The organism is Halobacterium zhouii, assembly GCF_021249405.1.
GTDB classification, from domain to species: Archaea; Halobacteriota; Halobacteria; order Halobacteriales; family Halobacteriaceae; genus Halobacterium; species Halobacterium zhouii.
On the sequence record NZ_CP089593.1, the window covers coordinates 2,463,108 to 2,474,946 of the forward strand.

General features: G+C 67.0%; 12 protein-coding genes. 6 read left to right on the plus strand and 6 right to left on the minus strand.

The annotated features are described in order from the left end of the window. The first annotated feature begins 76 nt into the window (after positions 1-76). The gene (locus LT970_RS12895; protein WP_232686885.1) at positions 77-778 is read left to right on the plus strand and encodes a hypothetical protein; all 702 of its coding nucleotides are present in this window, start codon (positions 77-79) and stop codon (positions 776-778) included. A gap of 77 nt (positions 779-855) precedes the next feature. On the opposite strand, the gene LT970_RS12900 is transcribed toward LT970_RS12895, so the two are convergent. Then, on the minus strand, positions 856-1,206 hold the full coding sequence (locus LT970_RS12900; RefSeq protein WP_232686886.1) for a DUF7344 domain-containing protein: 351 nt from the start codon (positions 1,204-1,206) through the stop codon (positions 856-858). Between the two features lie 239 nt (positions 1,207-1,445). Here LT970_RS12900 and LT970_RS12905 point away from each other — a divergent pair, with 239 nt between their 5' ends. Both LT970_RS12905 and LT970_RS12910 read left to right on the plus strand, forming a co-directional pair. After that, positions 1,446-4,880, plus strand: a complete 3,435-nt coding sequence (locus tag LT970_RS12905) for a PAS domain S-box protein (protein ID WP_232686887.1) — start codon at positions 1,446-1,448, stop codon at positions 4,878-4,880. Positions 4,881-4,953: 73 nt separating this feature from the next. After that, entirely contained in the window at positions 4,954-6,237 is a 1,284-nt protein-coding gene (locus LT970_RS12910) for an adenosylhomocysteinase (protein ID WP_232686888.1), read from the plus strand. A gap of 252 nt (positions 6,238-6,489) precedes the next feature. On the opposite strand, the gene LT970_RS12915 is transcribed toward LT970_RS12910, so the two are convergent. Then, positions 6,490-6,912: a dCTP deaminase/dUTPase family protein gene (locus LT970_RS12915; RefSeq protein WP_232686889.1), complete on the minus strand. Its 423-nt coding sequence runs from the start codon at positions 6,910-6,912 to the stop codon at positions 6,490-6,492. A gap of 44 nt (positions 6,913-6,956) precedes the next feature. Continuing rightward, positions 6,957-7,781, minus strand: a complete 825-nt coding sequence (locus LT970_RS12920; protein ID WP_232686890.1) for a formate/nitrite transporter family protein — start codon at positions 7,779-7,781, stop codon at positions 6,957-6,959. A 281-nt stretch (positions 7,782-8,062) separates the two neighbouring features. Between LT970_RS12920 and hjc the strand changes: the two genes are divergently transcribed. After that, positions 8,063-8,488, plus strand: coding sequence for a Holliday junction resolvase Hjc (gene hjc, locus LT970_RS12925; RefSeq protein WP_232686891.1), 426 nt, complete (start codon positions 8,063-8,065; stop codon positions 8,486-8,488). A 29-nt stretch (positions 8,489-8,517) separates the two neighbouring features. On the opposite strand, the gene LT970_RS12930 is transcribed toward hjc, so the two are convergent. Continuing rightward, entirely contained in the window at positions 8,518-9,123 is a 606-nt protein-coding gene (locus LT970_RS12930; RefSeq protein ID WP_232686892.1) for an SWIM zinc finger family protein, read from the minus strand. A 194-nt stretch (positions 9,124-9,317) separates the two neighbouring features. Between LT970_RS12930 and LT970_RS12935 the strand changes: the two genes are divergently transcribed. Continuing rightward, positions 9,318-9,518, plus strand: coding sequence for a DUF7472 family protein (locus LT970_RS12935; protein WP_232686893.1), 201 nt, complete (start codon positions 9,318-9,320; stop codon positions 9,516-9,518). Between the two features lie 18 nt (positions 9,519-9,536). Here LT970_RS12935 and LT970_RS12940 read toward each other — a convergent pair whose 3' ends face one another. Together LT970_RS12940 and priL are read right to left on the minus strand one after the other, a co-directional pair. After that, positions 9,537-9,893 (minus strand): DUF7344 domain-containing protein, encoded by a 357-nt coding sequence (locus LT970_RS12940; protein WP_232686894.1) that lies wholly within the window; start codon positions 9,891-9,893, stop codon positions 9,537-9,539. Between the two features lie 148 nt (positions 9,894-10,041). After that, positions 10,042-11,127 (minus strand): DNA primase regulatory subunit PriL, encoded by a 1,086-nt coding sequence (gene priL, locus LT970_RS12945; protein ID WP_232686895.1) that lies wholly within the window; start codon positions 11,125-11,127, stop codon positions 10,042-10,044. 89 nt (positions 11,128-11,216) lie between these two features. Here priL and LT970_RS12950 point away from each other — a divergent pair, with 89 nt between their 5' ends. Continuing rightward, entirely contained in the window at positions 11,217-11,816 is a 600-nt protein-coding gene (locus LT970_RS12950) for a protein sorting system archaetidylserine decarboxylase (protein ID WP_232686896.1), read from the plus strand. Positions 11,817-11,839: the final 23 nt, after the last annotated feature.

An 11,839-nucleotide genomic window follows, 5' to 3' on the forward strand; every position in this document is an offset into this window, starting at 1 on the left:
CGATAGCATTCCGTAAATATCTCTATCCGTTGGCCAAAACCTTTATTTCGGATTGTCTGGTAATGAACTGGTTACAATGTCAGAACAGAGGCACACGTTACTGGTCGTCGCTCTCGTCGTCGTCGGGAGCATCGCTGCCGTCTCCGGGGGCGCTGCGGCAGCGAGCGCGGTGACGGTCGACGGCGAACAGGCAGACGACGGAACGGTGACGGTCACCGTCACACAGAACGGCACCGCAGTGTCGAACGCGACCGTCGAGGTCGAGGCGCTGAACAACACCACCTACGCCGGCGTCGGCACCTACACCACGGGCGAGAACGGCACGGTGGGACTGACGGCGCCCGAGCGAAACGTCACAGTCGAACTCACCGCGTTCGCGCACAACTCCTCCGACACGACGACGCTGTCGCTCGTCGCGTCCACGGGGAACGAGACCGACGACGCGGCCAACCAGTCGGATTCGTTCGGCCTCCTGGTGTCGAACTACGTCCAGGTGCTCCAGAACGAGAGCAACATGAGCGGGCAGACCATCGCGGACTTCGTCACGTCGAACAACCCCGGCGCCGACCACCGCTCGGAGAACGCCAACCCCGGTCCGAAGGACGGTTCCGGTGAGGCTCCCGGCAATGGCCACGGCAAACCCGAGGGAACCTCTGGTAACGGCCATGGCGGCCCTGACGGCGACCACGGGAAGCCCGACGACGCGGGCAACGGCAACGGCAACGGCCACGGCCACGGTAACGCACCCGGCAACAGCACCGAGTCCGGCGACAAGTAGTCCCAGTCGTCGCTACCGACGCTGTCGAAACACGCCGTCCGAACGGTGCTAGCGGTGCAGCAGAAGGCGGTCTGGTTCTACCACTCTAGTCGCCCGTCCTGAACGACGCGGGGAATCCCGGCGGGGTCGACCTGACACAGGTCGGCGTCGTAGTCGACGACGCCCAGGCCGTCCATCATCGGCAGGTGGCTGTGGTGGAGCGATATCACTACGCGGTCTACGACCTGCTCGCCGACCGGTTCGCCGCCCGTTTCCTGGCGTGCGATCTCCGCTGCCAGGTCTTCGACTTCGACTGTGTCCCGCCGTTGTGCGAGGAGCGCGAGCGCCAGGCGGCGTTGCTCCTCCGCCAGCAGGCGGTGCTTGTCACTCGCTGACAGGTCGGCTGTGCGAACGCACTCCTCCATCGTTTCGGCAGTAGATTGGGACATTGTGTTTCTCGTTTGGCGTCTGCCAGCCAGACGTAGGGACGAAGTTGCTCCTCACCCCTAAGGCTGCTCTGTAAGTGATTAGGTGTCGTCGTCGACGGCGCTAGCCCGGAGACCGGAATTCGAGAGTCAGTTACCTACTGGGTAGTCACGAGCTAGCTGCCGGGTCGTTTCCACCAACTCCCTGGTACGTCCCCTCCATCGACGGAGGTTTAGTTGCTCGACAGCCAGTACGGTTGTCAATGACCTCCGGAGAACTGACCGACGCGCTCCGGGAGGCGCTCGACGTCTTCGAGGCGTCCGGGACGCCGCTGAGCACGCCCGAGGTGGCGGACTCTCTGGACCTCGGGCGGCGGAGCACCTACGAGCGACTGGAGCGTCTTGTCGACCAGCACCGACTCGAGACGAAGAAGGTCGGGGCGAACGCCCGCGTGTGGTGGCGGCCGTCGACAGCGTCCGCCCCGGCGCCAGACGCACCGACTGCCGGGACGGCCTCCGACGAGCCCACTCCCCGAAGCGACGCAGACCAGGGGGAATCAGGTGGAGCGAGCACGGAGTACCGCGCGCAGTACCAGCGACTGGTCGACAACATCCCGGGCGTGGTGTACCGGTGTACGAACGAACCCGGGTGGCCGATGGAGTTCGTCAGCGACGGCTGTCGTGACCTCACGGGGTACGACGCCGGCGCCGTCGAGTCGGGGACGGTCAGCTGGGGCGGGGACGTCATCCATCCGAGTGACCGCGACCGCGTCCGAGAGAAAGTCCAGTCAGGGCTCCACGAGGGCGAACAGTTCACCGTCCAGTACCGCGTTCGGACGCCCGCGGGCGACGACCGCTGGGTGTGGGAGCGAGGGCGGGTGGACCCAGACGCGGACGGCTCCGCGCCGGTCATCGAGGGCATCGTCACGGACATCACCGAGCAGAAGACGGCCGAGCAGGAACTCCGCGAGCGCGAACGAGAACTCCAGGCGGAGAAGTCGTTCACGGAGAGCCTGTTCGACGCTCAACCGGGTCTCGTGTACGCGTACAACACCGAGCGGGAGTTTCTCCGGTGGAACGACCAGTTCTCCGAGGTGACCGGCTACAGCGACGAGGAGATCGCCGACATGCGTCCCCGCGAGTTCATCACGGACGACGCGAACGACGAGATGACCGCCGCCATCGATGCGGTGCTCGAGGACGGGGAGACCGTCACCGTCGAACTGCCGCTGGCGACCGCCGACGGAGACACCATCCCCTACCAGTTCAGCGCCGCGCCACTCACCGACGGCGGAGGCCAGACGATCGGTCTCACGGGGGTGGGCCAGGACGTCAGCCGACTCAAGTCACAGACCCGACAGCTCGAACGCCAGCGCGACGAACTGGCCGCCGAACTCGACGAGGTGTACCGACGCATCGACGACGCCTTCTTCGCCCTCGACGAGGACTGGCGGTTCACGCACGTCAACGACCGGGCCGAGGTGCTCCTCGACCGTCCGGGCGAGGAACTCCTCGGGCAGCGCGTCTGGGACGTGTTCTCCGAGGCCGTCGGTTCGACCTTCGAGGACGCGTACAGGCGGGCGATGGAGCACCAGGAACCCGTCTCCTTCGAGGAGTACTACGAACCACTGGAGGCGTGGTTCGAGGTGCGAGCGTACCCTTCGGAGTCGGGGCTCTCGGTCTACTTCAGTGACGTTACCGGGCGCAAACAGCGCGAACAGGAACTCGAGGAGTCAGAGCAGCGATACCGGGCGGTCGTCGAACACTTCCCGAACGCGGTCATCGCGCTCTTCGACGAGACGCTCGAGTACACGCTCGCCGGCGGCACCCTCTTCGAGCAGTTCGACGTCGACCCCGGGGAGATGATGGGTGACCCGGTCGGGACGGTGGTCGACGACGCGGAACTCCGGGAGACGATAAAATCGCACTACCGAACCGCGTTCGACGGTGAAACCAGTCGGTTCGAGTTCGAGTGGAACGGCCGCGTTCTGCGGATACAGGTCGCCCCCGTGACCGGCGACAGCGGCGACGTGTTCGCCGGCATGGTGATGCTTCAGGACGTCACCAACCAGAAGGAGTACGAGCGACACCTCCAGGAGGCCAAATCACAACTGGAGACCGCGACCGAGGCGGGAACCGTCGGCACCTTCGAGTGGAACGTCCGGGACGACGAGGTGGTCGGCGGGCCGTCGTTCGCCAAACAGTTCGGATTCGCCCCGGAGGTCGCCCGCGAGGGCGTCCCGCTCAACGACCTCCTCTCGTCCATCCACCCGGACGACCGGGAACGCGTCGAACGCAAGATCGAGGCGGCAGTCGAGTCCTGTGGCGAGTACCACACCGAGTACCGGGTCGAGAACATCGACGGCGAGTACCGGTGGGTGGTCGCTCGCGGACACGTGGCGGCCGACGATGGCGACCCCGTCTCGTTCCCCGGCGCGATCACCGACATCACGGAGCGGAAACAGGCCGAACTCGAACTGGAGCGACACAGGGAGCAACTCGCCGCGCTGAACAACGTCAACGACGCCGTCCGCGACGTCACCGACGCGGTCATCGACCAGTCCACCCGCGAGCAGATCGAGACCGTCGTCTGCGAGCGACTGGCCGCGTCGGACTCCTACCAGTTTGCGTGGATCTGCGAGGTCGACCCGCGGACGGAGTCGATCGTCGAACGCGCGGAGGCCGGCGTAGAGGGGTATCTCGACGACATCTCGCTCTCGTTGAACCCGGACGACTCGACCGGACAGGGCCCCGCCGCGACCGCCATCCGGACGCGGAAGATACAGGTCGCGAACGCGTTCGAGGACGCCGACTTCGAGCCGTGGCGCGAGCACGCTCAGGAGTACGGCTACCAGACGTCGGCGGCCATCCCCATCGTCCACGAGGGCACCCTGTACGGCGTGCTGGGCGTCTACTCGGAACGGCCGGCGGCGTTCGTCGGCGAGGAGCGAACCGTGGTCGGACAACTCGGCGAGATCGTCGGGCACGCCATCGCCGCGACCGAGCGCAAGCGTGCGCTCATGAGCGACGAGGTCGTCGAACTCGCGTTCCACATCCCGGACCTCTTCGAGGCGCTCGACGTGCCGGCGCCGAAGGACGGGAACGTCACGCTCGACCAAGCCATCCCGGTCGGCGACGGCGAGTTCCTCGTCTACGGCACCGCGACGCCGGACGCCGTCGACACCGTCACCGCCCTCGTCGAGGCGATCCCACACTGGACGGCGGTGACCGTCCGCTCGGAGGGCGACCCGGTGTCGTTCGAACTCCGGTTGAACGACCCGCCGGTGCTCTCCACGGTCGCGTCGCTGGGCGGCTACGTCGACAGCGCCGTCTTCGCCAGCGGCGACTGCCAGTTGACGATCCACCTCGCGCCGACCGTCGACGTCCGCCACGTCATCGACACCGTCGAGCGGACCTATCCGGGGGTACAGATGCGACGCCGACAGCAGGTCAGCCTCGCACGCGACGACGCCATCGACGCACAGCGACGCCTCGCGTCGGACCTCACGGACCGCCAGCGAACCACGCTGGAGGCGGCCTACCACGCGGGGTTCTTCGAGTGGCCCCGCGACGCCTCCGGGGAGGATGTCGCCGAGTCACTCGGCGTCGCGCCGCCGACGTTCCACCAGCACCTCAGGAAGGCCCAGAAGAAGGTGTTCGACGGGTTGCTCTCGCGGTCGCCCTCCCGCTCCGAGTAACGGTGGTCTGCTCGCTCGCCGCACGCTCTGACACCTTCGGTAGCGTTTTCAAGCCGCTCCGCCTTCCTCCGGTATGGACACCGCGTCGCCACTCAGCGACCGCCTCGAGGACCCCGAGACAGCGCGGGAGTCGGGGCGCAAGAAGATCGACTGGGCGTTCGAACACATGCCGATCCTCACCGCGCTCCGCGAGGAGTTCGAGGCCGACCAGCCCCTGTCCGGCGAGACGGTCGGGATGGCGCTCCACGTCGAAGCGAAGACCGCAGCGCTCGTCGAACTGATGGCCGACGCCGGCGCCGAGGTCGCCATCACCGGCTGCAACCCGCTGTCGACGCACGACGACGTCAGCGCCGCGCTCGACGCGCACCCGAACATCACCTCCTACGCCAAGCACGGCGTCGACGACGACGCCTACTACGAGGCCATCGAAGCCGTCATCGCCCACGAACCCACTGTCACCGTGGACGACGGCGGCGACCTCGTCTTCCGCATCCACGAGGAACACCCCGACCTCATCGACACCATCGTAGGCGGCACCGAGGAGACCACCACGGGCGTCCACCGCCTCCGCGCGATGGACGACGACGGCGCGCTCGACTACCCCGTGTTCGCCGTCAACGACACGCCGATGAAGCGCCTCTTCGACAACGTCCACGGCACCGGCGAATCCTCCCTCGCGAGCATCGCCATGACCACGAACCTCTCGTGGGCCGGCAAGAACGTCGTCGTCGCCGGCTACGGCTACTGCGGGCAGGGCGTCGCGAAGAAGGCCGCCGGCCAGAACGCCCACGTCATCGTCACCGAGATCGACGAACGCCGCGCGCTCGAAGCCCACATGGAGGGCTACGAGGTGCTCCCCATGGACGAGGCCGCCGAGAAAGGCGACGTCTTCGTCACCACCACCGGCAACCGAGACATCATCACCGCCGACCACTTCGAGTCGATGCAGGACGGCGTCGTGCTCGCGAACGCCGGCCACTTCGACGTCGAGATCGACCTCGATGCCCTCTCCGACCTCGCCGACGCCGAACAGGAGGTCCGGGACGGCGTCCGAGAGTACGAACTTGCGGACGGCACCCGCATCAACGTACTCGCGGAAGGCCGCCTCGTCAACCTCGCCACCCCCGTCAGCCTCGGCCACCCCGTCGAAGTCATGGACCAGTCCTTCGGCGTGCAGGCGGTCTGCGTGCGCGAACTCGTCGAGAACGGCGACCAGTACGGCCCGGGCGTCCACGAAGTCCCGGACGAACTCGACCGCGAACTCGCCGCCATCAAACTGGACGCGGAAGGCGTCGAACTCGACGAACTCACCGACGAACAGGCCGAATACGTGAACTCCTGGCAACACGGCACCTAGCGACCGTTTACGCTGCGCTCGCGGCCCGAAGCGCCGCTCGCTCGGTAAAAGCTCGGCCAAAAGCACTCCTCCTTCGGTCCGTCCGTTTCACTCACTCCCCTCAGTCGTCGGCCTCTGCTCACTCGCTCACGGCACTTCGTGCCGCTCGCGCATTCCGAGGCGCGTAGCGCCTCGCGACGTTCCCAGAGTGAACCGCTTCGCTCGGGTTCTACCGAACCGCTCGCTCGCGGATGCTGGTGGCTGCCGGTTGTTTCACTCCTCGAAAACCGTAGAGACGCGCGCGTTCTCTTTGAGTCGGATGCCGCCGTCGGCGACGGTGAGCGGCATCGGGTCGAGCGTGGCCGTGTAGACACCGGGGTGGAAGGCGCCGCGGTGACGGAGTTCGTCGCGAGTCTGAACGCGGAGCGGGTCACCCTCGGTCAGGGACTCGTTGTACTCGAGGAGGTACGTACCGCCGTCGAGATTCCACCACTCGTAGTCGTCGTCCTCGTTGTGGAGCTCGGTGTCGACGGCGTCGATGTCCGTGGGCTCGAGTTCGCCGCCGCCGAAGTCCACGCGCCCTGGTTTCCGGGCCTCGTAGACGTCAGCGACCGTGAGGTCGAGGCCGCGCTCGTGTACCTGGGTGTCCTCGTGGACGATGCCCTCGACGCGCTCAGTGAGGTCGGAGGCAGTCATACGCGGGCGCAGATACGGCCGGGCGCCGGAAAACCGTTGGCTGGCTAGTCGCTGCCGCGAACCGTGTGGCCGTACTTCAGAAGGGCGACGAACACCGTCCCGCCGACCGCGTTGCCGACCGTCGAGAGCGCGAGGAACCCAGCGTACTCGGCGAACGTGATGCTCGGCGAGACGAGCGCGCCGGCCAGCACCTCGACGTTCCCGGCGATGGAGTGCGGGAGGTGTGCGATGCCGATGCCGAACGTCACCAGCCAGACGAGGAAGATGCGCGCGAGCGTCTCCTGGGCGGCGGTGAGGAGCCACGAGAGCAATCCCATCATCCACCCCGCGAGGACGGCCCCGGCGAACAGGATCCACGCCCGGTGATCCACGAGATCTGTGGCGATGTCCGCGAACACCGCCGGGTCGACGGTGCCGTAGGCCGGGGCGAGGAACACCATCGCGACGGCAAATATCGACCCGCCGAGGATGTTCCCCGCGTACACGAGCACCCACAGCCGACCGACCTGTCCGACGCTCGCCCGTCCGTCGATCGCCGGCAAACTGGCGCGCGTCGTGTGCTCCGTGAACAACTCCGAGCGACCGCCGATGACGAAGATGAAGCCGACCGCGTACGCGTTGGCCAGGACGATGCGGGTCAGCGGCTCTCCCCACGCACCCCCGACGAGTGTCAACAGGACCGCCATGAAGAACGGCCCGAACCCGATGTCGAGTCCCGCCGACAGTCCGGACAGAAAGAGCCCGCTGGACCGCCGCTCGAGTTCCTCCAGTCCCTCCTCGATCTCCTCGGCGAGAATCTCCTGTTTCGATTTCTGGCCACCCCCGGTGGATTCACCGCCGATGCGTTCGTTGAGTTCTTCTTTGGCCACTACCCCAACAGTCTACGTGTTTGCGGAAAAGCGGCGCGGCAGTCTCCAGTTCGCCCTCGCGCACCCGGAACCGCATTCGAGCACCTGATGTTGCGCGCGTGACCCGCCGGCAGCTTCACTTCCACTGCGCTTGCGCGGCACTTAACACGCCGAAGAGCCGAGTCCACGTGTGACCGACGCGACGGACCACTGCCGGACGACTCGTCTGCCGACTCCACGCTCGCGGCGACGCCGGCCTCGAGCGCACGCGGTGCGCGAACCCGCCAACGGATGGGGTAGCGATGGCTAATTCGAACGCCAAGGGCGACCGCAGGGAGCGGGAACTCGTGAACGAACTCGACGACCGCGACTTTGCGGTGATGCGCGCGCCCGCCAGCGGCAGCGCCACGGACCGCGAACTCCCGGACGTGCTCGCGGGGAACGCCGACCGGTTCTACGCCATCGAGGCGAAATCCAGTTCGGGCGACCCGATCTACCTCACGGGCGAGGAGGTCGAGGCGCTCGTCTACTTCTCACGGAACTTCGGCGCGAAACCCCGCATCGGCGTGCGCTTCGACCGCGAGGGCTGGTACTTCTTCCACCCTGCGGACCTCCACGTCACAGACGGCGGGAACTACCGCGTCAAGAAGGAGACGGCGCTCGCGGACGGTACGGACATGGAGGAACTCACCGGCGGGCCGGAGAAGGCGGACCTCGACGACTACTGACCGGCGCCGCTACCTGCTCGGGCGTCGCGCTACTGGCCGGCGCGCCGGAGCCGGCCGCGAGGGAACGAGTACCGCTTCAGGTCGCCCGGCGAGACGTCGTCGGGTGACACGCCCCGGCGGAGCGGGTAGAGCACGTCCACGACGACGTCCTCGGGGTCGTAGCTCTGGTTCGAGAAGTGGTCCGCGACCGACCACCCGCGCTCGGGAATCCGGACCTCGTTCGCGCGGTCGTCGGTGCTCTCGACGACCACGAGCAGGCTATCCGTCTCGCGGTCCACGACCGTCTCACCCGTCCGGAGCGTACACCGCCCACAGTAGACGGGGTCGGGGCTGTTCTCGGGCGCGAAGAACTGCCGGCCGCAGTCCGCGCAGGTGGCTTCGCGCTGGCCGGGCGCGGGAACGCGGCCTGCGGTCACCTCGATGGCGACCCGGCGAAGATGCTTGCAGCGCGTCCCCCGGTACTGGTGGTCCGGGCACGTACACCGCCCCTCCTCGAGGTCGACCGTGTACTCGTGTCCCGAGGGCGTCGACACCTCGTAGATACCGCCCCCGATGGCGGTGACCCGGATGGGCTCCTGGCGCGCGCGTCGGGCGCGCTCGTCGGTCGATCGATTGCGCGCTCCCGTCTCACTCATACTCCACTGTACGCCCTCGAGCGCCCTAAAGACCCCAAATTCGGAAGATGCTTAAGGCCGAGAGGGCGTCGAAAACCTGCCGTAGAAGGCCTGAAGAGACGATCAGCTCTCGTCAACCTCCCCCGGCTATCACTCCGGCGAACGGCGGGTACGGCTTCGAAGCGCTTTTGCCCGGGCCGCGGAAATCCCGGGGTATGTCCGAGTCGCTGTCCGCCCTCACCGAGGCGGGTATCGCCGTGGGTGCCGTGGCCGTCTTCGTCGCTATCCTCTCCGTCGCCGGCACGATGGGCGACAACGGCCTCACGGAGACGGGCGCGTTCACCGTCGTCGGCGGCATCGTCGCGTTCATCCTGCTGATGGCCGGCGTCGGCTACTGGATCTCTACGAAGGAGTGACTCCGGCTTCCGAACGCCTCACTCTGTTCTGTCGACGGAGCGGCCGTCTCTGAGACGCTCCAGGTCCGTCTGGTCCGTCCCCACCTGCTTCGTCTCGGGGTCGTACTCGATGACGCCGACCTCGGCCAACCGCGGCAGGTGAACGTGGTGGAGCGCAACCGCAACGTCGTCTGCTTCCTCCCGGCCATCCGGGGCGGCCTCACGGGTGGCGACTGCTTCAGCGAGTCGTTCGAACCGGACCGGGCCGTCTGCGTCCGCGAGAACGCCACAGACGATCCGCCGCCGCTTCGCCGACAGCAACCTGTACCGTTCGGTGTCGCTCAGGTCTACTGTCGCGAGCAGTTCTTCGTAGTTCTCCAGTGTCGACGTGGACATAGTGCTTTGAGGGCAACCGACTCCCGAACTTCGTACGCGAAACGACCTTAGTACAGATAAATGTTCTATATAAAATTATCATCATGGATGGCTATAGAACTCTTCTGGCGCCTGCTTTTCCACCTCGAGGCTCACTCCTTCGCTGCGCTCAGTCGTCGGCCTCGCTTTCCGCCCGTTCGTCGCTGTCCCGCCAATCTTCCAGTTCCTCGCCGTCGGCGTCGTCCAGTTTCGCCTCGTAGTACGACAGCGGGTGGCTGATAGCGTCACACAGGTCGTCCGGGTTCGTACAGTCCCCGTAGGCCTTCATCGTCGCACACGACGGCGCGGTGTACTCCGTCGGACTGGATTCGCCGCGGATGTGGTCGGTCTGGTAACGCGTCATCTCCTCGCCGAACCCCGGATTCACGGAGTAAATTTCGACGATCTCGTCGGTCGTCAAGCCGACGTTCGCGAGGAACGCCGTGATGGCGAACCGGGAGTGATGGGGGAGATGTTCGCCGCGCTGCACCTGGTCGAGGAGGTGTTGCATGCACGGCGGGAACAGGTCCGGAACGACGGTGTCAATCTCCCGCGTGAGGTCCATGTCCGAGAGCACGTCACGGATGGCGTTCGCCTCCGTCTCCAGTGGTTCCTCGATGCCCTCGGGCACCGACAGCGGCAGGTCCTCGGCGACGCGGTCCCGCACCGCCTGCTCGAGGAGCGCGTCGAGTTCGTTCTCCGTGACCGGGACGCGTCCCCCGTCCAGCGCGCGATTGACGAGTCGCCAGCCGTCCGCGCGCAGCGACGACGCCAACAGCAGGTACGTCGGCACGTCCACGTTGTACCCGCGGTCGGTCGCGTGGACGTGGTCCGTAAGGTCGAACTCGCGGAGCAACGCCGCACGCGAGAGACTCGCGTCACTCCCGACGCTCTTGAGCTCCGTCTCGTCAGTCTCGTCCGTCGTGAATCGGTCGTGGGCTGCATCTGCCTCCGCGTCGGCGTACTTCCGCACGAGTACGTGTTCGTCGACGACGGAGACGAGCACGCGCGCAACCGGATAGGAGAGCAGTTCCACGCGGTCCGAGCGCGCGCGCTCGCCGATGTCGCCAGCGGTGAGCGCGCCGACCACGCGCTCTCGCGCGCGTTCGACGACGGCGTCGTCTTCCGCGACGACGCGTCCGAGGTCCACGCCGGCCTCCTGGACGGCCGCGCGGGACTCACCGAGGAACGGATATCGAGCGTGGCGCGCGTTCATCGCTCGCACGTTTGCGAGCGGACGCCGATAAACGCCCCGGGTCTGCGCCGACCGAAGCGTTATCCCACCTGGGCGCCGTCACGTCGCGTATGTTCGCCCGCGGGTCCTGGAGGTACACGTACGCGCTCCCGCTCGCAGTCGTCGGGTTGGCGCTGCTCGGCCTCTCCTCACTGTGGGGGGTGCCGGTGCTCGCGCTCGCGGGGTTCGTGGTCTGGTTCCACCGCGACCCCGAGCGCACCACCCCGGTCGAGGCGGGCGTCGTCGCGCCAGCGGACGGCAAGGTGTCCGTGATCCGCGAGGAGGACGGCCGCGTGCGCGTCGGCGTGTTCATGAACGTCCACGACGTGCACGTCAACCGCGCACCGCTCGACGGCACCGTCGAAGCCGTCGACCACCGCGCCGGCGGCCACCGCCCCGCCTTCGACAAGGAGTCCGAACACAACGAGCGCGTCCGCGTCGAGTTCGACGGCTTCGCGGTCGTGCTCATCGCGGGCGCGTTCGCCCGTCGCATCCACCCCTACGTCGAGTCGGGCGACACCGTTGCGCGCGGGGACCGGATCTCGCACATCTCCTTCGGGAGTCGCGCCGACGTCGTTCTGCCCGAGCGCTACGACCGCGCGGACGTACTCGTCGAGGACGGTGACTCGGTCACCGCGGGCGAAACCTGTCTCGCACAACGCGAGGCGTGAGTGCTGGTCCGCGTCCCGTCACC